The organism is Neptunomonas sp. (genome assembly GCF_016744175.1).
In the GTDB taxonomy this organism is placed as follows: Bacteria; Pseudomonadota; Gammaproteobacteria; order Pseudomonadales; family Balneatricaceae; genus Neptunomonas.
This window is the reverse complement of record NZ_JADGEV010000046.1, coordinates 6,135-32,045: the sequence shown is the minus strand read 5'-3', so window position 1 is coordinate 32,045 and position 25,911 is coordinate 6,135. Positions and strand designations below refer to the sequence as shown.

At 44.2% G+C, this 25,911-nt stretch carries 28 protein-coding genes, 1 pseudogene and 1 riboswitch; of the genes and pseudogenes, 15 read left to right on the top strand and 14 right to left on the bottom strand.

The features are described 5' to 3' along the window. Nucleotides 1-269: 269 nt before the first annotated feature. Nucleotides 270-725: a hypothetical protein gene (locus QZZ55_RS16600; RefSeq protein WP_293268541.1), complete on the bottom strand. Its 456-nt coding sequence runs from the start codon at nt 723-725 to the stop codon at nt 270-272. 125 nt (nt 726-850) lie between these two features. Continuing rightward, nucleotides 851-1,276 (bottom strand): DUF3465 domain-containing protein, encoded by a 426-nt coding sequence (locus tag QZZ55_RS16595; protein ID WP_293268540.1) that lies wholly within the window; start codon nt 1,274-1,276, stop codon nt 851-853. A 94-nt stretch (nt 1,277-1,370) separates the two neighbouring features. Here QZZ55_RS16595 and QZZ55_RS16590 point away from each other — a divergent pair, with 94 nt between their 5' ends. Continuing rightward, nucleotides 1,371-2,525 carry an IS110 family transposase gene (locus QZZ55_RS16590; protein ID WP_293268539.1) on the top strand — a complete coding sequence of 385 codons (1,155 nt, stop codon included), beginning with the start codon at nt 1,371-1,373 and terminating at the stop codon, nt 2,523-2,525. A 388-nt stretch (nt 2,526-2,913) separates the two neighbouring features. On the opposite strand, the gene QZZ55_RS16585 is transcribed toward QZZ55_RS16590, so the two are convergent. Further along, on the bottom strand, nt 2,914-3,258 hold the full coding sequence (locus tag QZZ55_RS16585; protein ID WP_293268538.1) for a hypothetical protein: 345 nt from the start codon (nt 3,256-3,258) through the stop codon (nt 2,914-2,916). 432 nt (nt 3,259-3,690) lie between these two features. Between QZZ55_RS16585 and QZZ55_RS16580 the strand changes: the two genes are divergently transcribed. From QZZ55_RS16580 to QZZ55_RS16565, 5 genes and pseudogenes are all read left to right on the top strand, one after another. Continuing rightward, entirely contained in the window at nt 3,691-4,089 is a 399-nt protein-coding gene (locus QZZ55_RS16580) for a transposase family protein (protein ID WP_293268537.1), read from the top strand. Between the two features lie 16 nt (nt 4,090-4,105). Then, complete coding sequence (locus tag QZZ55_RS20035; RefSeq protein ID WP_366512338.1) at nt 4,106-4,327, top strand: transposase; 222 nt, start codon at nt 4,106-4,108, stop codon at nt 4,325-4,327. Beyond that, the gene (locus QZZ55_RS16575) at nt 4,285-4,908 is read left to right on the top strand and encodes a transposase (protein ID WP_366512339.1); all 624 of its coding nucleotides are present in this window, start codon (nt 4,285-4,287) and stop codon (nt 4,906-4,908) included. Before QZZ55_RS20035 ends, QZZ55_RS16575 begins: the two co-directional genes overlap by 43 nt. A 62-nt stretch (nt 4,909-4,970) precedes the next feature. Next, entirely contained in the window at nt 4,971-5,270 is a 300-nt protein-coding gene (locus QZZ55_RS16570; protein WP_293268536.1) for a site-specific integrase, read from the top strand. A gap of 24 nt (nt 5,271-5,294) precedes the next feature. Continuing rightward, nucleotides 5,295-5,516, top strand: a pseudogene (locus QZZ55_RS16565) (hypothetical protein); the annotation flags it as partial. 7 nt (nt 5,517-5,523) lie between these two features. Here QZZ55_RS16565 and QZZ55_RS16560 read toward each other — a convergent pair. Further along, nucleotides 5,524-6,537: an LLM class flavin-dependent oxidoreductase gene (locus QZZ55_RS16560; RefSeq protein WP_293268535.1), complete on the bottom strand. Its 1,014-nt coding sequence runs from the start codon at nt 6,535-6,537 to the stop codon at nt 5,524-5,526. A 315-nt stretch (nt 6,538-6,852) separates the two neighbouring features. Between QZZ55_RS16560 and QZZ55_RS16555 the strand changes: the two genes are divergently transcribed. Next, complete coding sequence (locus tag QZZ55_RS16555) at nt 6,853-7,761, top strand: THxN family PEP-CTERM protein (protein ID WP_293268534.1); 909 nt, start codon at nt 6,853-6,855, stop codon at nt 7,759-7,761. 105 nt (nt 7,762-7,866) lie between these two features. Here QZZ55_RS16555 and QZZ55_RS16550 read toward each other — a convergent pair whose 3' ends face one another. Together QZZ55_RS16550 and QZZ55_RS16545 are read right to left on the bottom strand one after the other, a co-directional pair. Further along, entirely contained in the window at nt 7,867-8,448 is a 582-nt protein-coding gene (locus tag QZZ55_RS16550; protein ID WP_293268533.1) for an ACP phosphodiesterase, read from the bottom strand. Nucleotides 8,449-8,462: 14 nt separating this feature from the next. Then, complete coding sequence (locus tag QZZ55_RS16545; RefSeq protein WP_293268532.1) at nt 8,463-9,854, bottom strand: PLP-dependent aminotransferase family protein; 1,392 nt, start codon at nt 9,852-9,854, stop codon at nt 8,463-8,465. Between the two features lie 124 nt (nt 9,855-9,978). Between QZZ55_RS16545 and QZZ55_RS16540 the strand changes: the two genes are divergently transcribed. The 5 genes from QZZ55_RS16540 to QZZ55_RS16520 all read left to right on the top strand — a co-directional run bounded on the left by QZZ55_RS16540 (nt 9,979) and on the right by QZZ55_RS16520 (nt 16,392). Next, complete coding sequence (locus tag QZZ55_RS16540) at nt 9,979-10,692, top strand: alanyl-tRNA editing protein (protein WP_293268531.1); 714 nt, start codon at nt 9,979-9,981, stop codon at nt 10,690-10,692. After that, the gene (locus QZZ55_RS16535) at nt 10,689-11,300 is read left to right on the top strand and encodes a LysE family translocator (RefSeq protein ID WP_293268530.1); all 612 of its coding nucleotides are present in this window, start codon (nt 10,689-10,691) and stop codon (nt 11,298-11,300) included. The genes QZZ55_RS16540 and QZZ55_RS16535 overlap by 4 nt, the downstream gene beginning before the upstream one ends. Nucleotides 11,301-11,502: 202 nt before the next feature. After that, on the top strand, nt 11,503-12,522 hold the full coding sequence (gene mtnA, locus QZZ55_RS16530) for an S-methyl-5-thioribose-1-phosphate isomerase (RefSeq protein WP_293268529.1): 1,020 nt from the start codon (nt 11,503-11,505) through the stop codon (nt 12,520-12,522). Nucleotides 12,523-12,603: 81 nt separating this feature from the next. Then, nucleotides 12,604-15,471 (top strand): RNA polymerase-associated protein RapA, encoded by a 2,868-nt coding sequence (gene rapA / locus QZZ55_RS16525; RefSeq protein WP_293268528.1) that lies wholly within the window; start codon nt 12,604-12,606, stop codon nt 15,469-15,471. A gap of 39 nt (nt 15,472-15,510) precedes the next feature. Then, the gene (locus QZZ55_RS16520) at nt 15,511-16,392 is read left to right on the top strand and encodes an EamA family transporter (protein WP_293268527.1); all 882 of its coding nucleotides are present in this window, start codon (nt 15,511-15,513) and stop codon (nt 16,390-16,392) included. Between the two features lie 48 nt (nt 16,393-16,440). Here the strand turns inward: QZZ55_RS16520 and QZZ55_RS16515 are convergent, their stop codons facing one another. The 7 genes from QZZ55_RS16515 to QZZ55_RS16485 all read right to left on the bottom strand — a co-directional run bounded on the left by QZZ55_RS16515 (nt 16,441) and on the right by QZZ55_RS16485 (nt 21,050). Continuing rightward, entirely contained in the window at nt 16,441-17,109 is a 669-nt protein-coding gene (locus QZZ55_RS16515) for a hypothetical protein (RefSeq protein WP_293268526.1), read from the bottom strand. A gap of 76 nt (nt 17,110-17,185) precedes the next feature. Further along, nucleotides 17,186-17,596, bottom strand: a complete 411-nt coding sequence (locus QZZ55_RS16510) for a phnA protein (RefSeq protein ID WP_293268525.1) — start codon at nt 17,594-17,596, stop codon at nt 17,186-17,188. An 8-nt stretch (nt 17,597-17,604) separates the two neighbouring features. Further along, nucleotides 17,605-18,150 carry a cupin gene (locus QZZ55_RS16505; RefSeq protein ID WP_293268524.1) on the bottom strand — a complete coding sequence of 182 codons (546 nt, stop codon included), beginning with the start codon at nt 18,148-18,150 and terminating at the stop codon, nt 17,605-17,607. Nucleotides 18,151-18,174: 24 nt separating this feature from the next. Beyond that, entirely contained in the window at nt 18,175-18,852 is a 678-nt protein-coding gene (gene mtnC, locus QZZ55_RS16500; RefSeq protein WP_293268523.1) for an acireductone synthase, read from the bottom strand. Nucleotides 18,853-18,916: 64 nt separating this feature from the next. Then, nucleotides 18,917-19,525 carry a methylthioribulose 1-phosphate dehydratase gene (locus tag QZZ55_RS16495; protein WP_293268522.1) on the bottom strand — a complete coding sequence of 203 codons (609 nt, stop codon included), beginning with the start codon at nt 19,523-19,525 and terminating at the stop codon, nt 18,917-18,919. A 417-nt stretch (nt 19,526-19,942) separates the two neighbouring features. After that, nucleotides 19,943-20,182, bottom strand: coding sequence for a DUF1059 domain-containing protein (locus tag QZZ55_RS16490; RefSeq protein WP_293268521.1), 240 nt, complete (start codon nt 20,180-20,182; stop codon nt 19,943-19,945). An 88-nt stretch (nt 20,183-20,270) separates the two neighbouring features. Beyond that, nucleotides 20,271-21,050 (bottom strand): phosphotransferase, encoded by a 780-nt coding sequence (locus QZZ55_RS16485; protein WP_293268520.1) that lies wholly within the window; start codon nt 21,048-21,050, stop codon nt 20,271-20,273. 46 nt (nt 21,051-21,096) lie between these two features. Further along, nucleotides 21,097-21,195: riboswitch (TPP riboswitch) on the top strand. Here QZZ55_RS16485 and thiB point away from each other — a divergent pair. From thiB to QZZ55_RS16470, 3 genes are all read left to right on the top strand, one after another. After that, nucleotides 21,191-22,165 (top strand): thiamine ABC transporter substrate binding subunit, encoded by a 975-nt coding sequence (gene thiB / locus QZZ55_RS16480; RefSeq protein ID WP_293268519.1) that lies wholly within the window; start codon nt 21,191-21,193, stop codon nt 22,163-22,165. (Overlaps the previous riboswitch by 5 nt.) Continuing rightward, the gene (locus tag QZZ55_RS16475) at nt 22,144-23,790 is read left to right on the top strand and encodes a thiamine/thiamine pyrophosphate ABC transporter permease ThiP (protein ID WP_293268518.1); all 1,647 of its coding nucleotides are present in this window, start codon (nt 22,144-22,146) and stop codon (nt 23,788-23,790) included. The genes thiB and QZZ55_RS16475 overlap by 22 nt, the downstream gene beginning before the upstream one ends. Next, the gene (locus QZZ55_RS16470) at nt 23,783-24,382 is read left to right on the top strand and encodes an ATP-binding cassette domain-containing protein (protein WP_293268517.1); all 600 of its coding nucleotides are present in this window, start codon (nt 23,783-23,785) and stop codon (nt 24,380-24,382) included. The genes QZZ55_RS16475 and QZZ55_RS16470 overlap by 8 nt, the downstream gene beginning before the upstream one ends. Nucleotides 24,383-24,501: 119 nt before the next feature. Here the strand turns inward: QZZ55_RS16470 and pyrC are convergent, their stop codons facing one another. Continuing rightward, nucleotides 24,502-25,542: a dihydroorotase gene (gene pyrC, locus QZZ55_RS16465; protein ID WP_293268516.1), complete on the bottom strand. Its 1,041-nt coding sequence runs from the start codon at nt 25,540-25,542 to the stop codon at nt 24,502-24,504. Nucleotides 25,543-25,911 lie beyond the last annotated feature (369 nt).

The following is a 25,911-nucleotide window of genomic DNA, read 5'->3' as shown; positions in this document are numbered from 1 at the left end:
ATTAATATCATCAGCAAGTGCGCTTACACCTGAGCTGAACCTGAAACTAACTGGAGCATACAGCCCGTCTTTTGAATAGGACAGCCACAGGTTAACCGAGGAATGTCTAGTGCCCCTGAATTGCTAAAGGACTGGTCATCAGGCAGCGGTAAACGCCGCATTTGCTGTAAGTGTATTTAACAGCCGACAGAGACAGATGAAGTAAACGACCTTGCTAATGGTTTTATTATTGGCCGCTAACGCGGCCGATAAGAGTTACTTTGGCCTATTTACTTGAGAAGGCTCATATGTGTTATACGTAAATAGCCACGGTTTTTAATTAACTTTTGCGCTTTCTTTGTTTCTTTTAGCCAGAACCATTCAAATATGTAAATAGGCGATATTAAAAAGAAAAATAAAGATGCTCTTTGGTTAACAAACTCTAGTAAAGGGCTCATAACAAATAATACTGAATATAAAGCAATTACCCCCCAAAATAATATGAAATAAGAATGAGCTTTAATGGTTTGAAACATTACAGCGTCTTGATTGTATCTTAGCTTACGAATAAGGCGTAATTTAACTAAGCGTTTTTTCCTGAAATACCCTTTGATTTTTGACGGTGCAATTTTAAATAAGAGGTGCCCAATAAATATAAATAGCTTATCAATTTTTGGTGATATTTTAGGAAGAATATATGAAACAAGACCGCCACCGATAAGTCCTAATATTAAATTGCTATCCATGTACTCCAAACTCCATCTTTACGTATAACGCCCTCGTTAATGGGCAAAATTTAGTTGGCTAAAATTGTTGAGGAACGAAACACAGCCAACTGTATTTTGTCCAGATTTAACAGCTTGTTATAAAGCTACTGGTAAACTCTACCGTTATGCTTTAACCAGCCGCCAATATGATTACCATTTGGATCTTTGTGAGTCCAATGTACTACACCACCTTTGTTATTCCACTCATATTCACCATAAAACTGAATAGAATCACCTTTTGAAATAGAGTTAATTCTTGGGGCAAGATCGATATTGTGAGCAATTAGAATAGTTTGACCTGAAGACAATTTTAGAATGAACTTTTGATGGCGAGAGCCTTGATTGTCATCTTTTAAAATACGAATAACAGTGCCATTACCTTTTACTTGGACATCACTCCTCTTGCTTTTATAAGCTTCATTTAAAGATATAGCTTCGGCAAAGCTTACCCATAGTAAAAAGGTAAAAACTACTGAAATTGATACTACTAGCTTTCTCATGTGCAAAACTATCCCTAGCTTTATAGACATAATGACTCCCACGAGGTGCTGACCTCCATTTTCGTGGGTTAGCTGTAAGCCAGAGCCATACTGTATTTGTTAACAATACACATTGGAGGTCAGCATGATTAACAGTAGCATAATTTTTATCGGCTTAGACACTCACAAAGAATTTGTTGAGGTCGCCTATGTGGAAGATGATCGCAACGCTAAGGTCACTCACTTGGGCAGGGTTCCTAGTAGCAAACTTTCTATTAAAAAAATGGTACGTCAATTTCAATCTAAATACCCCAACGCCACGCTTCATTTTGTTTATGAAGCCGGCCCTTGCGGTTACTGGGTCTATCGATTACTCACGAGTCTCGGCCATCCTTGTTATGTAGTAGCGCCCTCTCTTATTCCTAAAAAACCGGGAGAACGGATTAAAACCGATAAGCGTGATGCGATGAAGCTCGCTCAGCTTTTACGTTCAGGGGATCTAGATCCTATTTATGTTCCCGAACCAGAAGATGAAGCCATACGTGATTTATCCCGGGCACGTGAAACGGCGATGAAGGACCTTAAAGATGCTAAATATCAGCTCAAAGCATTATTACTGCGTAACAATATCAAGCCGACGGTCACGGATAACTGGTCGCAAAAACATCTGCGTTGGTTAACAGAACTCATCTTGCCTTACCCTAGCCAACAGATCGTTCTCCAAGAGTACATACAAACGATTACTGAGCGTGTTAAACGGCTAGAGCGTTTAGATAATGAGTTGATTCATCAGGTGAAAAACTGGCGCTATTACCCCGTTGTTAAAGCGGTACAAGCGATGCGAGGGGTTCGGTTATTAGTGGCGGTGGGGGTCATTGCCGAACTGGGAGACCTCACCCGTTTTGATCATCCCCGCAAACTCATGAGTTATCTAGGGTTAGTCCCTAGCGAACATTCCAGTGGAGGGCATAAGCGACAAGGCAGCATTACTAAATGCGGAAATGGACGAGCCAGGCGCTTACTGATTGAAGGTGCACATAGTTATCGCTATAGCGCGAACATCTCGACTGAGCTACAAAAGCGACAAGAGTCGCTGAGTAAAGAGATCGTTGATATTGGTTGGCAAGCACAGTTACGTTTATGCAGGCGCTACCAGCGATTGATAAAACGAGGTAAACACTACAATGTCGTGGTCACGGCCATTGCGCGAGAGATGATTGCGTATATCTGGGCTATCGCCAGAGAAGTGGTGCTATCGCCTGTTAATCCTATCAATCGTTTATCACGGGTGCCTGCATAATGATCAGTTTTGAGTTAGTGCATCGGATCGGGCCACGGCAGTGGCATAAGCTCCGACGGCGTTAGGCAGGCAACTACGTGAGTAGTTGATCCTCGAACATAGACTGAAGATCGGTGCCACGACGGAATAAGTAAGGTAGGCGCTGCTCATTGAAGAATGAGTAATCCACGAATACCAGCATGAAAACCGACGACATTACCGGCCTCATTCGATGTGTTAACTCATCCTATTTTGAGAAAAAAGCTTTAAAGAAAAAGCAGGTATTAGTGTGGGTGAACTTGACAGTGGGAGTCATACCAACGCCGCCATAACCGGCAGCCGTGCGCGAAGCGCGCTTTAGGCTGTCCAGCCACAAAGTGGCGATGGTTGATGGCCTTGTTAGGCGCTGCTACTTTTTGTAGGCGTGAATCCATAACCCGGCCTCAGTTAATTCTGTTGCGAACTGCCCAGCTTGTTCAATAGCTGAAAGAACACCCTTTGTATCTTGCTCGATAATATACCCAACTCCGGCTTTTGGCTTAAAAGATGATGGTATGAATATTGATTCAATCCATTTGTACTCAAAAGGCTGAAACAGACCGTCTTGAAATCTCTCGGCCATGAGCTGAGATTCTTGTGGCATAGGGTAGTGAAGTACATTGTCACTATCTATGAAATGCCACTCGGATCTTTGCACCTCAATGTTCGAATTCGCCACAGCTTTAAACATGCGCAACCACTTTGAGTTACTCATGAATGACACCGAATATTGCGAATTGTGCTTCTGGTAATCGTCTTCCATGCTTCGGACTTCTCTTGCGCCTAACATTTGTATATATGGGGGTCCGTGTATCTACCCGCACTGTCATTAATTAAAAACGGATGTAATCGTTTGAAAAGGAAGGAAAATCTTTAGAAATATAGATGCCTCTTCCGTGGCAAACCGCGCATGCGTGTGAACAATTGATATACGGGGGTCCGTGTATCTACCCATGCCAGACATCCATCTGTCTGATTTACTTATATTTTTAACTCAACCACTGAAGCAATACAAGCATTTGTGCCGTTCTAATTTATGTAAACAAGCATAAATATTGCCAACCTATAAATACACTGTATAAACGCGGCTCTTCACCGATCGTAGTGAGATGGTTAATATGATGCTTCAATGATTATTGGAAGAATCATGAATCAGCTACATCTCTATAATCGTATTCTCAATCTTACGTCTCCCTGGTCTGTTTCCGCTGTCGAGCTCAATGAAGCGAATGAACATATCTTAGTGACAGTGTCTTTCAACAAAGCGGCTGAACTCTGTTGTCCTAAATGCTCACAACCTAGCCATTTATATGATGTGAGAAAACGTAAATGGCGCCATCTCGACACCTGCCAATTTCAGACCTTTATTGAAGCTGATATACCGCGTGTAATTTGTTCTGAGCACGGTGTCTTAACGTTACAAGTTCCTTGGGCTGACGGTAGCTCTCATTATTCTAGAATGCTCGAAAACCATATCGTGTCACTTGCCCAAAGCACTAGTTATTTAACAGTGAGCAAGCAAGTTAAGCTGGTCGTGCATAGATAGGATCATCAAGCGGGCTGTGGTGAGAGGGCTCTCTAGGCGCTGGAAAGTGGATTGTCGTCATTTGAGCGTAGATGAGACATCCATCAGTAAAAGGCATGAATACATCACGATATTGAGTAATAGCAAAGGCCAAGTATTAGCCATAGCCGATGGGCGGGCTAGCCAAAGCCTCCTCATGTGTTTTAAAGCCTTCCTATACAATTCCTATCGAAAGCTCAAACGATATCAATGGATATGAGTCCCGCATACATCAAGGCTACTAAGCATTTTTTCAGCGCTAGATATCGCCGAATGATTTCTATTGATCATTTTCACATCGCTAAACTACTGACAAAGGCCGTTGAACATATTCGAAAAGAGGATGCAAAAGCCTTACCTAGCTTAGAGCGTATGAGGTTTCATAAAGGACGTTATTGCTGGCTGAAAAAAGGCACTGCATTAAGTGAAGGGACTCTACATGAATTGAACTACCAAAAAACCTTAATGATAAAAACGAGCATGGCATGGGTACTCAAAGAAAAAGCGAGGGACATTTGGTATGGAGTTGAGCCCCCGACACGGTGTAGCTGGGGGAAATGGTTCCGTCTCGTAAGAGAGAGCGGCTTGAAACCATTAGAAATGGTCGCGAGTACTATTCGTAAACACCTTGATGGAATAATGACATCAATGCGCACAAAAACATCAAATGCGAGAGCGGAAGCCATCAATAAAAATATTAAAAACGTAGGCCGAGTAGCCCACGGATTTAGAAACAAAGAACGCTATAAATCAGTTATCTTTTTACGGTATGGAAAACTGACAACAGAGTTAGCCCACTAGGAACGGTGAAGAGCCATGTAAAAACAGTATCAGCATTGTTTTTATCCACAAGGAGTGTGGTTATGAGTAACAGCCCTTTTTTAAACAACATCAGACGCGAAATTCGACTGCGTGGTTATAGTCTGCGTACTGAAAAAACATACATTCAGTGGATTAAAAGATACATATACTGTCATCGCTTATCTCACCCCGAAGAAATGGGCACTAATGAAGTAAGGCAATTTCTTTCATGGTTAGCAAATGAGCAGAGTTTTGCTGTAAATACACAAAAAACGGCGCTAAATGCACTAACTTTTCTTTACCATAAAGTTCTTAAAGTTGAGCTAGGTGATTTGGGGATCCATCATGCTAAACAATATTGACGCCTTCCTGATGTACTAACAAGATCAGAAGTAACATTAATATTTAATCAGCTGGATGATAGGAACAGACTCATTTTCTCTCTATTGTATGGAAGCGGGCTACGCATAACCGAGTGCCTAAGGCTCAGGGTTCAAGATACAGATAACAAACAAGGAGCCGGCCCCTCTCTTCCCAATGCCTTAAGTAAAAAATACCCTAATGCTTTTAGGCATGCATTTTGCGGGCACTTCCAGCCCGCTCGATGAGCTAACCCTATAATGCTTTTGCTAATAATTCAAAACTGCGTTTTCTTGATTCGAAATCGTGTGTCACCGTAACGAGCCCTACCTCATCTGTTTTCCAATATTCAGAGACTTGCTCTAGTTGATTGGCACATTCTTCTGGAGAGCCAAGCGTAACCGAGTTGATTAGGCTCTCGTAATAGCTCTGGTCTGATACAGGCAACTGCTTTAGTTTGTTTAATGCTTCTTCTGGGCTTAGCCAAGGGTTACGTACGCCGTGGCGAAACGCCATAACTTTCCAATACGCTTGCGGTGCTGCAAGGAAAAGTGCTTCTTCTCGTGTGGGAGCACATAACGCAGAGATAGTAATCATGGTATGCGGTGTGCCGTCATGCCCTGATTGTTGATAAGCATTTTTATACTCATCCATGATCGCGATGGTTTGGTCATCCGGACTTATAAACAACCCTAGCGACATACTAAAACCCATCTGCCCGGCAAAGGCTGCACTGCCCCCGCTTGTTCCTAGCATCCAGAGCTCTGGACACGGTTCATCACTTGGCATCACTTTAAGATCATTGAAAGCATGACCTTCTGGGAAACCATCTCGTAAAAAGCTACTCATCAGTTGTGTTTGTTCTGCGTAACGCTCGCCATGTGTTGGCTTATAAGGGTACGCCAGCGCTTGGCTTGCGATACCATCCCCGCCGGGCGCTCGGCCAATGCCTAGGTCAATTCGTCCGGGGAATAGCGTTTCGAGCATTCTGAACTGTTCAGCGACCTTGTAAGGGTTATGATTTGCTAGCATAACGCCCCCACTACCCACCCGAATATTTTTGGTAATACTGGCAATATGGCTGATTAGTACTTCAGGACATGGCCCAGCAAAGCTGTTGCTGTTGTGATGTTCTGCCAGCCAATATCGGTGATAGCCTAACTGGTCGCACGTTTGTGCTAACTGGGCTGATAACTGAGGGGCTATTTCTGGTCCTCCCGTGCCAAGCTGTACGGGTGATTGATCTACAACGGTGAGTTTAATTGTCATTTACTGGTACCCGTTTTAGTAAAACACTGCATCGGTTCTGGCATAAGCGACTGCCCTTAAGTGATCAATTGATATAAGCACAAACAAAAGCACACCAAACAAGTGTAATGCACGATTTGCTAGTGACCAACACCAATATTATTTGTCAGCTTTTTTTACATAATAAGCTTCACATTCAAACACTCGCTACCTAATTACTTATTTTCAGGAAAATTTTATTTTTCTGGCATTTTAAATGCACCTATGAAAATAGGCCGTTTGCTTGACCATGAATACTCCAATAAAGCTGAGCATAGCCTCAGAAAGGAGCGGGATATGAAAACTAAACGAATAAACCTTAATCGACTGCTAGTGGCGTCAACAGCCCTTGCCGCAGTTCTGACATCTGGACTCAGTATCGCAGGCCCAATTGTGACCGACTGGTCATTTTCAACAAATGCAACTTTTACAGCAGCAACTTTTGGTTCTGGGACAGGGACGACAAATGGTGGCACAGCATTGCCAGCATCAGATTATGAACTATCTTGGGGAGCCGCCGCCGGTGACTTTCAAAACCCAACCAATAATTCAGCACAAAATCGAAGCGCTATGACCATTGGCGTACCTGGCAGTCTCACTGGCGGTGGACCTGCAACAGGTAACGTCCAAACCGTCATAGGTGGCGGGATACCTACAGGCGCAGAGATTGGTTTAGGCATTAACATTACCCACTGGAACAACCCTCTCAGTGGATTATTTTCTACACTCACCGGTGGGACTATTTTTGATACGCTTACGCTAACGCCTACAGCACCTGTACCCGGCCCTGCTGTTAGCGCACCTGATTTAACTTTTGATTTTAATTTTGCAGAAACATCTAATGGAGGGCCTTGCGCCAGCGGTACACCCACGCCTTGCGGTGACCTTTTCGGTATATTCGGTGCACCCACTCTTAATCAGATGTTCTCTTTCGATGGTAATGCTTATCTAGCCAGCATTTTGCTCTCAGATGGACTAGGCGGAGCTTCCCCTCTTGGAACACTCACGGATGACCAATGTTCAGCTATTAGCTTTGGTTCTGGTTGTATAGGCTTCCTTACCGCTGAAAGCCAGGCAACGACCCTGCAGTTTGCTTTTGCTGTGAGCACCGACCCAATATTCGATGTTCCAGAACCTGCTACTTTAGCCATCTTCGGTTTAGGGTTAATCGGAATCGGCTATAGCAGCCGTCGAAAAAGCGCTTAATCGAGCATGCTTTATAACCTTTAAAATAGCCATAAATTAAAGGCGCCTACTTTTAGGTTCCTTTATTTTGTGGCACTTCTACAAGAAACCCTTAGCGCTTAACGATTACTCTAATCTGAGTTCTTTCACATGCAGTTGCAGCTCAGGGAAGAATGCTAAAAATCCCTTTTCTATTTCGTTTTGGTGAACTGTTATCTCTTCTATCGATCCATAAAAAGTATGATCAAACCGTATTCTGCTCGCAATCCGATCCAGAGCAAAACCAATCCCTTGCAATGTTTGATAGGAATCAAACCATTGCTGCGATACTACCCGCTGGGTAACACGCTGCATTGGTTCAGGCATTAGTGCTTGCCCCTGCGTAAGTGATTGATAATACACAGCACTGCTATCTTCAAAGCTAAGATGACTGAATGAATTCCAATGCTTGATAAGATAGTGATCAAACACCACATCCAACATAATACCTGCAAAGCGCTTTCGCTCTGCACTCATCAAGCTTTTAAGCTGTTTAACAATGGCGTGATTATCCGTGTAACGATCTACAGCACGGTGATTGAACAAACCGTTTTTGACTGGCTCAGGCAGCTCAGCAACTACCACACCTTTGGCAAAATCGCCTAAGAGATTACCAACACGGGACTCTGTGCTAGGCTGAGCCAAAAATAGATGTGCTAGATAGTTCATCGTATTTTCACTGTTTAAAAAGTTTCAATTTTTTCATCCACTTCAGAAAATGCTAACTGCTGAAGAATTCTTAAGCCCTCTTCCAGTGAAACAAGATCTTTTGCAGCACTGATGCAAATCCTCACGGCTTGCGGCGCTGGGTAGTTACCAACAGCGAAGCTCTCTGCAGCGGTAATCAGCACTTTTTTCTCCTCCGCGGCTTTGACAAAGGCACTGGCCCGCCAATGTTCAGGCAATACTAGCCACACAAAAAAACTATCAGCTCTGGCCGAAAAATCTAACGCATTAAAGATGCTACTCGCCAAGTCAAAACGTACCTTTAACGCTTCACGCTGCTTAGCTAATAATCGAGTAGCCGCACCCTGCTGAATCCAACGACAGGCTATCTCGACCATTAACGGTGGCGCCATCCAACAACTGGCTCGCAAAGCGGAGGCCGCCCTATCCCGGTAGGCTTGTGGGGATATAAGAAAACCTACCCGCAAACCTCCTGCCAATCCTTTTGAGCAACTACTGATATAAAAAACACGTTCTGGCGCCATGGATGCTAAAGACTCTGGCCGGCTTTGCACTAGCGATGCTGAAACATCATCTTCGATAATCAGCAGTTGGCACTCATCAGCCACGGCTATCAATTGCTGCCTTCGCTGCAACGTCATCTGTACATTGGTTGGGTTATGCTGAGTGGGCGTGCAGTAGATCAAACGAGGGTTATATTGGCGGCATAGATCAGTAATAGAATCTAATAAAATACCCTGCTCATCCATCGGTATTGGAATAACTTTAAGGCTGAGCTGCCGCGCAATTGATTTTAACCCAGGATACGCCAGCCCTTCTGCAAGAATCGTATCACCTGGGCGGCACGCCGCTATTAGCGCAAGTTGGATCGCATGTTGCCCTCCATTACACAAAGTGATGCTATCAGGATGAGGGGCAAAACTACCGTAACTTATCCACTCAGAAATTACCTGGCGGTGATGCTCAAACCCACCATCTGGGTGATATTCCAGCATATGCGCAAGCGTGTCTGGATCATGCTGCAATTGTCCGAGTGTTTCTGCTAGTAACTCCTGCTGCCCTAACCTTACCGGTAAGCTCACCGTCAGATCGATGAAGCCCTCACGTGGATCAGGGATCAAAAATTCATCTCGTACTTTGGAACCTTTCTCATTTACATAGGTTCCACTGCCAACACGAGCAGAGACTAAGCCACGGCGCTCAGCCTCAGCATACCCGCGCGTTACTGTGCCTAATGTCACACCCAGCGCATCTGCTAGCTGGCGTTGTGGCGGCAATTTTTGCTGCGCGATCAGCTCACCATCATCAATGCCTGAAGCAATCGCTGTTGCCAAGGCTTTATAACGCGGCCCTGTATATTCAGTTAAATCGGGAATCCAAATTGTCATGGTAACAATAAACCAATTGACTCAAAAAAAATGAAATATATGATGTAAAAACAACACAAAAGGAACGATTTACAACAATCAACAATAATTGTACCCATACAATTCAATATTTCAAGGATTTATCATGACGACAGCACTGTTCAACCTCGATAGCTACCAAACTCAAGTAAGCGCTGTCGTCACTGCGGTCACAGAGAATCATCTTGAGCTTGATCAAACACTTTTTTACCCACAAGGCGGTGGCCAACCCGGCGACCAAGGCTGGATAACAACGCCATCCGCTAAGTTAGAGGTAGTTGATACGATTAAAGGCGATGCACCTAACCGTATTTTACACTGCATTGATGGAGATACTCAGCAGCTTTGTGTGGGCGATAATGTACAAATAGAGATCAATTGGCCACGCCGTTATCAATTAATGCGTATGCACTCATGCCTGCACCTGCTTTGCTCTCTCATTCCTAAAGGTGTAACTGGCGGTTCCATAGGGTTAGAAAAAAGCCGTCTTGATTTTGACTTAGGCGAAGCCAAGCTAGACAAAGAGCTACTTACCCAACAACTAAATGAACTTATCCAATCAAGCGCAGCAGTCACCACCATGGCGATAAGCGATGCAGAGCTAAAACAACAGCCTGAGCTGGTTCGCACTTTATCAGTGCAACCGCCAGCAGGAACAGGCTCTGTTCGTATGGTGAAGATTGATGGCGTAGACCTTCAGCCTTGTGGTGGTACTCATGTCGCTAATATAAAAGAGATAGGCACAGCCAAAATTAGCAAAATAGAAAACAAAGGCAAGCGCAATCGGCGTATACATCTGTTATTGGAACCGCAGTCATGATCATTGAATTATTATTAGCCAACATACTTTCATTAATAACCTTTGCCTTTACGACCTCTGTCACACCAGGCCCCAATAACTTGATGCTGACAGCTTCTGGGGCAAACTTCGGCTTTAAGCGGACTATTCCTCATATGTTGGGGATTGGCAGTGGTTTATTTGCACTGAATATATCAGTCGCTCTAGGGTTTGGTCTTATTTTTGCCACATACCCTGAGCTACATAGTTGGTTACGCTGGGTCGGCGCTTGTTACCTGTTTTACCTTGCATGGAAAATAGGCTCGGCTAGTGGCCCTGGAAAAAACAACTCATCTAATAATGTTCCTTTTAGCTTTATCCAAGCCACAGCTTTTCAGTTTGTAAACCCTAAAGCATGGATCATGTCCATAAGCGCTATGACAACATTTACATTACCGGGCGATGCGTACCTACAATCGGCCTTTTATGTCGCGCTTGTTTTTGGGGTTATTAACCTACCCACGATCAGCCTTTGGGCTAGCTTTGGCATGGCAATTGGGCGCTACCTATCAACGGCTGTAGCTTATCGACGGTTTAACATCTCGATGGGCGTTCTCACAGCTAGCTCTGTTGTTTTACTGTTTATCTAAGCATTTTTATACGCGGCTTTTATAAGCTTCTTATGTAAACTCTTTATGTAAGAAAGTTATTATATAAGCCGCTACATTTTCATCTCTTAAAATACCCTTCTTTAAAGGGCAATATCAGCAGTACCCTGATAATAAGTGCGTTATAATCTCATACAAATTCATCGGGCCTGTATTCTCATACAGGCTTATTTGAGAGCCTGTAATGCACGACCTTCAAGCGACCAGTATTAAATACCAACACAACACCCTCTCTGTGCTTGATCAGCACCAGCTCCCTCACGTTGAAAGCTGGCTTCCTTGCGAGTCCGTAGATGCAATGGTCGCTATGATTCAAAAACTGCAAATTCGTGGCGCGCCACTTATCGGCATTGGTGCTAGCTTGTTGTTAGGGCATCTAGCCACTAATGGAGCATCAGCTTCAGTGCTACAAAGTTCAGCAGACATTTTACGTGCTGCTCGGCCAACGGCTGTTAACTTGATGAACAATATGGACAGCATGCTAGCCGCTCTACAAGCATCAGGACCTAACGCACTACCCGCAGAGGCTGAGCGGTTATTTCGTGAAGATGTCGCTTTGTGTAACAGCATAGCGACTCTAGGTGCAGAGCTTATTCCTGCCTACGCCAATATTTTAACTCACTGCAACACTGGAAGTTTGGCAACCGCTGGCATAGGCACTGCTATTGGTGTGATCAATGCAGCCCACCAGCAGGGCAAAAATATTCATGTGTATGTAGATGAGACCCGCCCGCTATTACAAGGTGGCCGCCTCACTGCATGGGAAATGAAACAGTTAGGCATAGCCCATACGTTAATCTGCGATAATATGGCTGCACTACTGATGCGCGACAAGAAAGTAGACTGTATTTTAGTGGGCGCTGACAGAATCGCAGTGAACGGTGATTTTGCTAATAAAGTTGGCACTTATTCATTAGCCGTGAATGCCCACCACCATAATGTGCCTTTCTATGTAGTGGCACCCAACACTACAGTAGATGTTGAATGTATGAGCGGTGAGCAGATCCCCATTGAAGAACGCACCGCAGCTGAAGTACGCGGTGTTAGTGGTAGTTTTGGTGATATTTGCTGGAGCCCAAATCAAACGCCCGTTTACAATCCAGCGTTTGATGTTACTCCTGCAGCCCTTATTACTGGCTGGATTCTTGATAAAGGTGTGTTTAATCAAGAGCACATTAAGAAAGGCGTGTTAAAAACACTTTAATTGTTGCCTGCATCTTTAAACATTTGAGTTAAACTCATATCATGCATGGCTTTTTAAACGAGCAGAACGAGAGTAATCAGTTTGGCAGTCACAGATTTTATTCCCGGCCAGCGCTGGATCAGTAATACCGAAGCAGAACTAGGCCTAGGTATGGTTACATCTAACGCAGATCGCCGCGTCACCATTGTTTATCCCGCCGCTGAAGACGAGCGCACGTACGCCACCGACAATGCTCCTGTTAGCCGGGTCGAATACCCGGTTGGCGACACTGTCAGTAACAGTGCAGGTATTCAGATCGAAATTACTGAGCGTATCGAGAAAAACGGCTGCTTTATCTATATTGGCAATGATGCTGAAGGTGATGAGCATATCGTGCCGGAAATTGATCTGGACAGCCATGTGCAGTTTAATCGCCCTCAGGATCGTCTTTTTGCCGGTCAGGTAGATAAGCTTAGTCGCTATAAGCTGCGCCTTAACACTCTCGAACATCAGCACGCGCAACAGAAATCAGAAACTTATGGTTTATCGGGTGGCCGCGTACAACTTCTGCCGCATCAGTTTTACATCGCTCACGAAGTAGCTAACCGCTACGCCCCACGTGTGTTGCTTGCCGATGAAGTTGGCTTAGGTAAAACCATTGAAGCCGGTTTGATTCTACATCAGCAACTTATCAGCGGCCGTGCTAAGCGTGTATTAATTACCGTACCTGATAGCCTCATCTATCAATGGTTGATTGAGATGATGCGCCGTTTCAATCTACATTTCAGCATTATGGATGAACTGCGCTGCACGGCACTTGAGATGTCGGGCTCAGAAAACCCTTTCGACTCTGCTCAGTTAATTTTATGTGGCCAGTCATTTATCAATAACAACGCCACACGCGTTGAGCAAATTCTCGCTTGTGATTGGGATATGCTGATTGTTGATGAAGCACATCATTTGGTGTGGAGTGAAGAAGCACCTAGTCCGCTATACACCACGATCGAAATGCTCGCGAATGTTATTCCTAGCTTGCTGCTACTAACAGCAACACCAGAGCAGCTAGGCTTAGAAAGCCACTTTGCGCGCTTGCGCTTACTTGACCCAGACCGCTACAGCTCTTTAGAGCAATTCCGTGAAGAGCAAGCTCATTACACCGAAGTAAACACGCTGGTGCAAAAGCTGCTCACCGAAAACGGTATTGCACAGCTAAGCTCAGATGCACAATTCCAAGCGGAGTTAAATAGCTTCTTAGGTGAAGAAACAGCAGCCAAGCTCATTGCTGATGCTCAAGGTGAGAACGCCGAAGAAGCCATCCAACAATGTATTAACCATTTGTTAGACCGTCATGGCACAGGTCGCGTTTTATTCCGTAACACACGTGATGCAGTACATGGCTTCCCACAAAGAATTCTTATTCCTCATCCGCTGCCTATGCCTGATGAACTATCATCAGATATGGTCGATTTTTCTTTGGATGAGATCCTTAAGCCTGAATCTGTATTAGGCGATGACTGGCTGGAATTTGACCCTCGTGTTGAATGGCTAGATGGCTGGCTTAAAGCTCACCGTCACGAAAAAACACTACTGATTTGCGCGCGAGCCGAAACAGCACAAGCACTAGAAGAGCACATACGCTTACGTAAAGGTGTCCGCTCAGCTATGTTCCACGAGAAGATGACACTCATCAACCGTGATCGTGCGGCTGCTTACTTTGCCGACACCGAAGAATACGCTCAAGTATTGATTTGTTCAGAGATTGGTAGTGAAGGCCGTAACTTCCAGTTTGCACAGCATCTGATTATGTTTGATTTGCCACTCAACCCTGATCTATTAGAACAGCGTATTGGTCGTTTAGACCGTATTGGCCAGAAAAACGATGTGCAGATTCATATCCCTTATTACGAAGACAGCGCACAGGCTATTTTACTACGCTGGTTTGACGAAGGTATAAATGCTTTCCGCCATACCTGCCCTGCCGGCCAAGCCCTCTTTACACAATTTGAAGACACGCTAGTAGGCCTATTACTTGATGGTGCTGACGAAGAAACTTTTGAGGATCTCATTGCTGATTCGCAGCAAGCATCACAAAAAATTCTTCTCGAAATGCAGCAAGGCCGTGATCGCTTATTAGAAATGAGCTCATGTCGTCCGGAGCAAGCCGCTCAACTCATTGAGTCTGTTGAAGATACTGAAAACCGCCACCAGCTCGTCGAGTATATGGAACACGTCTTTGATCAATTTGGCGTCGACCAGCAAACAAATGGCTTGCACTCTGTCATCCTGCAGCCTACCGACCAGATGATTTATCATCGCGTGCCTGGGCTACCTGATGAAGGGTGTACTGCAACTTTCTCTCGTGAAGAAGCACTTAGCCGCGAAGATATGCAGTTCCTTAACTGGGAACACCCAATGGTAACCGGTGCTATGGAAATGATTACCGGCAGTGAATTTGGTAATACCGCTATCTGTACGGTCAAACTTCCACCACTGGCGCCTGGCACTTTATTGGTTGAAGCTGTGTTTGTTCTTTATTGCGCGGCTCCTCGCCACCTCAATTTGCAGCGTTACCAGCCACAAGCAACTGTTCGCGTCGTGCTGGATAACAACGGCAATAACCTAAGCGCAATTATTACGCCTGATCATTTAAATAAATTAGGTGAGCGCGTTAAGCGTCACGCTGCTCAAAACCTGATTCGTCATGGGCGAGAGCAAATCAGCGGTGTTTTGAGCAAGGCTGAAAACGTAGCCGAAGCCCAACAAGAGAAGCTGATAAAAAGTGCTGTCGATAAAGCTGCATCAATCCTCAATGAAGAAGTGGAACGATTAGAAGCGCTAAGCAAGGTGAACCCTTCTATCCGAGCGGAAGAGATCACACAATTACGCGCAGATCGAGCCAGCATCCTTGAGCTACTGGGTGCTGCTAAGTTGAAGATGGATGCGGTACGCGTGGCGGTTGTCAGCGACTAGTCCACACTGCTTCAACAAAAAATCCGCTAGGAGAGCACAATGAGTCTAAAGGACTGGGGTCTGGCATTACTCGTTGTGCTGGCTTGGGGGGTTAACTTTGTTGTTATCAAGTGGGGGTTGGATGAACTCCCTCCCCTGCTGTTAGGCGCTTTGCGATTTATGCTGGTTGCCTTTCCCGCCATCCTCTTTATTAAAGTCCCAAAACTACCCCTTAAATGGCTACTCGCTTACGGTGTAACCATCAGCTTTGGCCAATTTGCACTGCTCTTTAGCGCTATGCACTTGGGCATGCCAGCAGGCCTGGCCTCACTGGTACTTCAAGCACAAATGCTATTCACCATGATATTCGCTTTTATATTTTTAGGTGAACGCTGGAAACTACCTCAAGTGCTCTCTCTGATCATTGCAGCGGCAGGCTTAATTCTACTAGCAACACAAACGCCCGCCAGCAAAATGACCTTTATTGGTTTTGCGTTAACCATTGCTGCTGCATCCAGCTGGGGTATGGGGAATATTATTAATCGAAAAATTGGTCAATTGGGTAATGTTAACTTGATGGGCTTAGTTGTTTGGAGTGCACTGATCCCACCGATTCCGTTTTTACTGCTCTCTTACAGTTTTGAAGGACCCGAATTAATGTTCTCCAGCTTACAAAACATTGGCATTAAATCTATCGCTAGTGTCTTTTATTTGGCAGCAGTTGCCACTATTTTTGGCTACAGTAGCTGGGCTCACTTACTTAAACAGTACCCGTCATCACAAGTCGCCCCCCTCACACTACTTGTGCCCGTCATTGGCTTAGTGACAGCGTGGATAGTCTTAAATGAAACACTGAGTATCATTCAGGTATTTGGCATTGCGTTAATTATGGGCGGCCTACTCGTTAATGTTTTTGGTCATAAACTGCTACCCAAAAAATAAAGCCGAGCATTATAGCTCGGCTTTATTAGTAACAAACATCCCAAAGAATTACTCTTTTAACTTAACCACTAGCTGATTGTCGTCGATCCTGACAAAAGCTACGCCATCTGCAAAGCTTTTCCAGAAACCTTCCCCACCGCCATATTGCTCGACCAGATCAATATTTTTCAAACTACCCATCCAGGCGTTAGGCAAGGGCACTCCCCACAAACTCACTCCACGCAGTTTGACACTCGGACGATCATTATTAAATGCAATCTCGACACCCGCATTGATCCTAACCGTTTCCCCACCTAAAATTGGAAAGTCCGGATCCACAGGAATAAGCAACTTAGCACTGGCTAAATTATCAGAAAGGTCGACTGCAAAACGGCTGGCCAAGTCAGGGTTTTTAGCAATTAAACTATTCAGCTCTTTCTCTGAAAACTTAACTTCGCGACTCGCACCTGTCTCTGAATATGCTTCAGGCTGAAGCGGTTTGTTAGGGTCTGATTCAGCCGACCCATCCTCTACCTGAATGCCAAAGAAGCTTAGTTTTTTATCAAGCTTCTGCTGCTCACCCGAAGAGAGGCTCACCGGACTAAATGAAGAGGGGAAATAAACCCACTTAACAAAGAGGCCACCCAGAATAATCGCCAAAAACACAGCCAAAAAAACTGTTAAAAAAAGCGGAAATCTACGTTTTGGTGCAGCAGAAGGTTGGATATCACTTTCCATAAGAACGCCTGTATTTTTCATTGTTACTATCAAAATACAATAAAGCGTCCACGGTGAACACAGCCTGTATCAACTCTTATTTCATGCCTAGCGTCCACTGCTCTACCCACTCTGTTTCCTCTGCTTCGAGGTAGGCTTGCTCAAGTAATTCTTGTGCCCACGACTCTTTCTTAGCGAGATGGTTAAGGATAACAATAGCGGAAACCTTCGCAGCAGTGACTTCGCTCCACATTGTCGTGCCTAAACAACGCCAGTGATTAGGGTCAATATGCTTAGGTCTCTCGACCTGCTCTTTGCAGGTTTCGCATACCATTAAACAATGCTCGTACGAAGGGTCATTAGCGACAGGAGGAACTTCAAAGATGCTCAGCGGTTCTCCACTGGCATCACACAGCTCACAATGTGCTCCACAACGGCGCACCAAATCTTTACCAAACATAGTTAGGTTATGGTGGCGTTCCTGATGTTTATCACGTCCTTTTGACATGGTATTAGTTACTCATCAAATAGCGGGAAACGCGAGGCAATATCATCACCTGTAAAATCTGCGATCCAGCCATCGGGGTTATTAAAAAAACGAATCGCGGTAAAATGCGGCTCTGAACCCATATCAAACCAGTGTTTAGTCTGATCAGGCACCGACAACAAGTCATCTTTACAGCAATGAATCATATAGACTTTATCTTCAATATGAAGATAAAACATGCCTTCGCCTGCAACAAAAAATCGTACTTCGTCTTCTGAGTGAGTATGCTCATTCAGAAATTTCTTACGAAATTCGTTTTTTTGCGGGTTATCCGGTGTAATGGCTGCAATATCGACAGTTTTATAGCCTTCTTCTTTTACCAGCTCTGCTATTTCCTGATCATAAGCCTGCAGAATTTCTTCATGAGACATCTCAGGTGTAATCGGGCAATTAGTCACCCAACGCTCAAAACGAATGCCAACAGCAGCCATCGTACTTTTAATAACATCGCCATCATCACTGCTCAGTATTGGCTGACGGGCGTCACTATCTTTATATACGGTTATAGCACTCATCACTCACTCCCAGCGTTAAGACTTTTACAGTTTAATTGACTCAAATGTACTTGCCACACTATGCACGGAATTTTCTGGAAACTCGTCACGCGCCAATAAACAAGTTTTCATGCCTGCCGATTGTGCCGCATCCAGTTCTTCGACGATATCAGACAAAAAGAGAATGCTTTCAGGCGGCTGCTGTATTATCTTAGCAATTGAAGCATACGCAGACTTTTCTCTTTTATGCCCGGTGGTTGTATCAAAATAGTGGCTAAAAAGCGGTGTTAAATCACCAAAATCACTATAACCAAACAATAACTGTTGAGCTTTAACCGATCCAGACGAAAAAACACTTAACTCGATACCTTGTTCATGCCACAGCTTCAAGTATTCATATGCGTCTTGGTATAAGTGGCCGCTAAAATCTTTATTCTTATAGCCCTCAACCCAAATCAAACCTTGCAACGTTTTTAAGGCAGTTACTTTTTTATCCTGATCAATCCAATGAATAAACGCCTGTATCAACGTTGCTTGATCTGCATCAGGGGCACCTAGCTCTAGCTTAGCTTCTGCCATAATGCATTGCATCGCAGGCTCGTCCCAGTGGCCTTTTACAAACTCAGCTAGTGCCTGGCGTGCATAGGGGAAAAGTACATTATGTACGAACTGTATATCCGTCGTGGTGCCTTCTATATCTGTCAAAATCACTTTAATGGTCATGTTGCGTCTCTATTTCCGGCGCCTTATACGTATGAATAGCACCGTCATCAGTCAATTTAATACACTATTTTTTTAACAACATCATGTCGCGCTGGCAGGCAAACAGAAACTCCAACCCTTCAAGGTGCCTTCTTGCCTCGATCATATCTCCCCCCCATGCATAGAGTCCGTGCCCTCTTACCAAAAAACCCCACCGTAGCGGTGACTCTGCCCATGTATTTTTCAGCCGTTTCGCTAACAATTGCATATCCTGAGTATTATCAAAAATATGGACAGCTATAGTGGCATCATGCGTGCAATTTCCAGATAAAGACTTTTGCATCTCATATCCGCTTAAAGCCAAAGTATTTGATACCTCTAAACGAGACAATACCGTGGATGCAACCGAGTGCGTATGCAACACCGCACCGATATCACTATCAAGTTCATAAAGTGCAGTATGCAGCAGCGTTTCAGCTGAAGGCTTTAATGCAGAGTTAATGGCTTGGCCGTGTAAATCGACCTGTAGCAGATCGTAAGGCGTTAGCTCACCCTTGTGACGCCCTGATGCCGTCACCCATGCTGATATAGCATCAATGCGTGCTGAGAAATTCCCACCCGTGGCGGGACACCAGCCTTGCGCGTCAATCCACCGGCCCGCTTCAACAATAGAGTGTGTCAGTACATCAGACATCAGTAGCCGCCATTCATCATTCTATAAAAAGCGATAGTTTACGAGAAGTTACTGAATTGGCGAAGAAAAACTGAAGGATATTTTCAAGAAACACATAGAAAAGGGGCGGTCAGTCAGACAGCCCCTCAGAACCGAAATGATTTCGGTTATATAAGCCCTAAGGCAAAAATATGCTGATAGCAATCTAGGATGAATTAGCATTTTTCGTCTTAGAGCTTACCAACAATTGTTCTCAGTATATCTTAATTATGACAGAGTCATAGATCTGATTTTTCCGGACATACCCTAAAATGAGTGAATAAATTTCACTCTAATACACTACACCCGAAACGCCTTTTGGCACTTCTTTTGCTGTTTGCTTTAGCTGCACACGGATCATACCAAAATTAAATATCATCAAGGGGCGCATCAACACAGTTATTCGCTGTCCGGCAAACCATCAAACTCTTTTCTTTTACCCTCAAACCATTCTGTCATTGCATCTGGTTTTTGCATCAGCTGCCGCATGTCATCCATTGCCTTAAGGTGAGCAGCATCTTTTTGTTGAAACATTTCGACTCCATGCTGCTTACTTAACTCTGCTATTTCTTCAAATGTATTAGCATAAAACTCTTTTTCACAAGCCCCACCCAATTGCTTACAGCTCATTGTTTTCATAGATACCACCTTGTTATTTTTCTACCAATACAGATAACATTTCACAGTACTATCAGCAATAATTAGAGCATTATTACAAACCGACATATTACGCATATCCACTGAGTCCATGCCACAGCTGATTTAGCAGTTTGTTTATGTGTAGCGCGGTATTAATTCCGTGCTCAAATGTTTCTGAGTCAATATTTCTAAAAGCGGGAAGTGCCGCTACAGCCTTAGGGGAGACCAAAAACTCTGACACTAACGCTGCTGCATCCAGCCAAGGAGTTCCCAGCCCTGCATACTCCCAATCAATAATGATTAGCTGCCCAGCACTACTCAGTAAATTTCCCTTATGCAGATCATGATGCACAAGACAGCATTCAACAGCGACGATTGTGTTCAACTCTAACATTAATGCACGTATGGAGTTCAGCAACACCTGCGCTTGTGAGCTATTGTCTAGGTCATCTATTTTTTCTTGATATGCATTCCATAAAGCATGGTAATCATAGACCGGTAGGCTTTTGATACTCTGGAAACCAGATACGCAGCCTAATATCTGGGCGCGCAATTCAGCTACGGGGGTACTATCTACTGTCGTGTAGCGTTGCATAAGCAACCATCCCGACTGGGTTTCATCTGGTAACTCTTGCTGAAAAATAACGGGCGCCCATGATTCACTGCCTATCTGGTTTAACACTTTCTCTTCTCGCTTTCGACAAACACCCAGCACCTGTTGTTCTGCATTAACACGCAGCACAACTGCTTGCTCTTGATAAGAGCCCGTATAAAGCTGGTTAGTTGTGCCGGCGTGTAGCAATGGCTTCCATTGCACACTTTCGGACAATTGAATATTGATGTTTGCAAGCAGCTGGCTCTGTTTCAAAAGTCACCTTGGTCATTAGCGGGAGGTTACATATATGCTATATTAGCGCCTGTTATCGGGGCGTTGGCTTAATAGCCTAACTGAGAGTGTACCCGTCGAACCTGATCCAGTTAATACTGGCGTAGGGAATAAAGGAAAAAATGAACAAACTATTCTCGTTACTAGCTGCCTGCGGGCTGGCTACATCGGCACATGCTGCAGACCTTACCGTGTACACCTATGACTCTTTTGTTTCTGAATGGGGGCCAGGACCACAACTAGAAGCTGCGTTTGAAGAGAGCTGCCAGTGTGATGTAAAGTTTATTGCTGTCGATGACGGTGTCAGCATTTTAAACCGCTTGCGAATCGAGAAAGATAAAACTAAAGCAGATGTTCTGCTTGGGCTAGATGATTCACTCACAGAAGTCACTCGCCGCGAATCTCTTGTACAACCTCATGGCATAACGTTGGACGGGTTAAAACCTGAGTTGCAATGGCAGGATCAAGATTTTATCCCGTACGATTATGGCTTTTTCTCTTTCGTTTATAATACGAACAAAGTGAAACAACCGGTCACTTCTTTAAAAGCATTAATTGATTCAGGCGCGTCTATTATTTATCAAGACCCACGAACAAGCACACCGGGGCAAGGACTCATGCTTTGGGTGAAATCCGTTTATGGTGATGATTCAGCCAATGCTTGGAAGCAACTTGCTTCACATACAGTGACAGTTACCAAGGGTTGGTGGGAAGCTTACAGCATGTTTCTTGAAGGCGATGCAGATTACGTACTAAGTTACAACACATCACCCGCCTACCACGCTGTTACAGAAGAAAAGCAACAGTACAGAGCCGCCGCTTTTTCCGAAGGACATGTTGCTCAGATTGAAGTCGCGGCTATTTCAAAATATGCAAAAAACCCTAAGCTGGCAAAACAGTTCCTTAGCTTTTTAATATCGCCTCAAGCGCAGTCTATTATCCCAACAACAAATTGGATGCTCCCTGTTATCGATAATATTGAGCTTCCAGAAGCCTTTGATGAGTTAATTCAACCAAAACGCATCGGGTTTACGCCAAAGCAGATAGCAAAGCAGCGTAAATCTTGGATTCGTGAATGGCGCTCTACTGCCAACTAATGCGTTTATATTTGTTGGCTTATGCAGCTATTTTCTCCCTTACTATTCTGTCTTTTTACGGACTCATCAATTTTGGTGACGAAGGGCTTGATACCGCTCTGCTGCAGGATAGCTATTTCTATGCAATCCTTGGCTTTACACTAAAACAGGCACTATTAAGCGCGTTACTGTCTGTCGGGATAGCCATCCCCATTGCTCGCTCTTTATATTTTTTACCCACATTGCGCTTTAAAAAAATGTTCTTAACATTTTGCTTACTCTGCTTTGTTACACCAACACTCATTGTGATTACCGGTCTAGTTGCACTATTAGGGCGCTCGGGTTTTCTTACACCATCACTGAATTCTGTATTGAATAACTTTACGGATAGTACATGGAACCTTTACGGATTCTCAGGCATATTAATTGCTCATGTTTTCATGAATATGCCGCTAGCTGTCAGAATTATTTATCTACAACTACAAACAATCCCTGACAACAGCTGGAAACTTGCCAGCCAACTAAAACTTAGCAGGCGCCAATGCTTTAGCATTGTTGAATGGGCGGTGCTAAAAAATAGCAGCATTTTATTGTTTTGCTTTATCTTCGTACTTTGTTTTAACAGCTTTGCTGTTGTGCTCGCTCTAGGTGGAGGCCCTCAGTCAACAACCTTAGAAGTCGCTATTTACCAAGCACTAAAATACGACTTTAATATTCCAGAAGCACTCACATTGGCGTGGACACAATTAATTGTCGCCGGAGGGCTTTACTGGCTCATTACACGTGGCGGTGGCGTATCTTGGCAAAGCATTGAATCCAGCCAATACAATTGGCGTCCTAACCTAAACGTTAACACACGCTTTTGGTTTACATCACTTTATGGCTTTTCTTGGCTGATATTACTATTACCTTATTTATCGCTGCTCCCCGGCTTATTCGATAGCGAGCTATCCAGTAAAGACCTCAAGGCTATAGGTCGTTCGGCGCTCATTAGTATTGGCTTAGCAGCAACCTCGGCAAGCTTAGCCATGGCTCTGGCCTTTGCTCTACTTCGCCCTATCAGACAAGCAGCCTTAAAAGCTCATAGCAAACGCGTATGGCTATATGAAAGTTTGGCTACACATTCACTCGTCGCCCCTGCCATGGTGCTCTCAGTAGGCTTGTTTGTTTATTTACTACCACGTATTGATCTAGACCGCTGGGGCATCATCTTTGTTGTGCTGCTAAATACCGCGCTGGTTATCCCTTTTGCTGTTCAAAAACTCAAACCACGGCTACTTCAGTTTGATCAACAATATGACCGCTTAGCATGCTCACTTAAGCTGACACAACACGCGCGCTGGAAAATTGAGTGGCCATTTATAAAAGAAATCTATCTAGCAACGATGGGTTTAGTACTGGTGTTAGCAATGGGAGATGTTGCTATCTTTTCTATTTTCGGCACCACCGACTGGACTACTCTGCCCTGGTTAATTTACGGTTATGCGAGTAGCTACCGCATCACAGAAGCGAGCGCTGCATCATTTCTTTTACTCATGCTTTGTGCATTCTTCCTGTTTTTCCTGGAAAAGCTCTCTGCACATAAAGTTGCTCGCAAGCGCCTGATTGATCACAGCCAACCGTATAAAGGCGAAACACATGCTTAAAATACAAAACCTTCTCCTCGAATTAGACGGGTGGCCGCTGCGTTACACTATGCAGATTGAAACAGGTGAAATAGTCGCGATACAAGGCGTAAGTGGCGTTGGGAAAACAACATTACTCAATCTCATTGGTGGATACCAAACTCCAGATGGCGGCAGTATTGAATGGAACCAACAACCACTCACATCCCTAGCCGTCGAGGAGCGCCCTGTCAGTATTCTTTTTCAGGATCACAACCTCTTTGAGCACATCAGCGTTATAGATAATCTCTGCCTTGGCTTTGAAGGGCAGGCACCTTTAGCGGCTATTAAAAGCGCATCAAGCCATTTAGACGTTGCGCAGCATCTTGATAAAAAGCCCGCTACTCTTTCCGGAGGGCAGCGCCAGCGTATCGCACTGATAAGAACATTATTACGTCCAGAACCCATTGTATTGCTCGATGAACCCTTCGCAGAACTTGACCCTCTTACACGTGAAAAAGCAGCCCTATGGTGCAAAGAGCAAGCTAAAGCTAATAAAAAAACGGTTTTACTGGTTACGCATCAGGACGAAGACGTAGATAGAATGGCAGATAGAAGAATCACTCTCTCTTAGTAACCAATAGATGAGAAAGTATTTGGGAGCTAATCTCGGTAAAAAAAGTCTACCGTGCAACATTGCCTGCCCATAGAAAAGCACCTAAAAACGTTTAGGTGCCTCATCACGATAAGCTTTTAGATAGCGCCCTGCACCTTCCAATGCACTGTCTCACCGGCAAAGAAGGGAACAATCGGTTTACCATTAGGCAATATAATTTCAGAAGGAATAGTCCAATCTTCACGAACGAGCGTTAAGGTGCCGCTGTTACGTGCCAACCCATAAAAGTCTGCTCCGAAATGACTGGCAAAACCTTCCAATTTATCCAACGAATCCAGCTCTTCAAATACATGCGCATATAGTTCAATCGCGCTCCATGCACTGTAGCAACCTGCACAACCGCACGCATTCTCTTTTGCTTCTTTGGAATGCGGTGCAGAATCAGTTCCAAGGAAAAACTTAGGTGAACCAGATTTTACTACTTCACGTAACGCTTGCTGATGTGTGTTGCGTTTGAGTACCGGCAAACAAAAATTATGCGGCCGTACACCACCAACCAAAAGATCATTTCGATTTAAAAGAAGATGCTGTGGCGTAATGGTAGCCGCAACATTATCTGAAGCACCCGCAACAAACTGCGCAGCATCAGAGGTAGTGATATGCTCAAATACAACTTTTAAATTAGGAAACCCCTCAACAATATGCACCATCTTCTGATCAATGAATTCTTTTTCTCGATCAAAAATATCAATATGGTGATCCGTTACCTCACCATGCACTAAAAGCAACATACCCTGCTCTTGCATCACTTCAAACACAGGGTACAAGGCTTCCAACTGGCTAACGGCTGCCGCTGAGTTCGTGGTTGCACCTGCAGGATACATTTTAGCCGCGACAGCACCCGCTTTTTTGGCAGAAATAATGTCTTCGGCCGACGTTTGGTTGGTAAGGAAGAGAGTCATTAATGGCTCAAACTTGCTCCCTTCAGGGCGTGCTGCCAAAATACGTTGTTGATAACCCAGCAATGCCTCAGCATTAATAACGGGCGGTACCAGATTAGGCATAACAATTGCTCGATGAAAACAACGAGCCGTTGCTGCTACTGTTTCAGCTAGCATATCGCCATCACGAAGATGTAGATGCCAGTCATCCGGAGTTTGTATCGTTAACGTAGTCATACCTTACCTGCTAATTAATTCGACTTAATCCATAATTATACGCATATTAGACAAACATAATCATTAGCTGCTGCCGACTTTTGCATACCGGTTCGTAACAAATAGCATCAGCGTTCCTTGCAGCAGTCGCTGTCACATGCTAAAAACAAACTTACTTACTGCCCATGTCACTTTTTTTACATATATTATTAAAACAATTAATTGAAATGCCGATCTTGTGCTATTAATACAAAATAGACATAATTATCCGGCATAATCATATGCAGGTATTTGATGATAAATTCAAAAGGAATTGAAAATCATGGAAGAAAAAGCAGCTTACCCATACACATTTACATCGTTAGTTAAATGATTACAGAAGAAACTTTG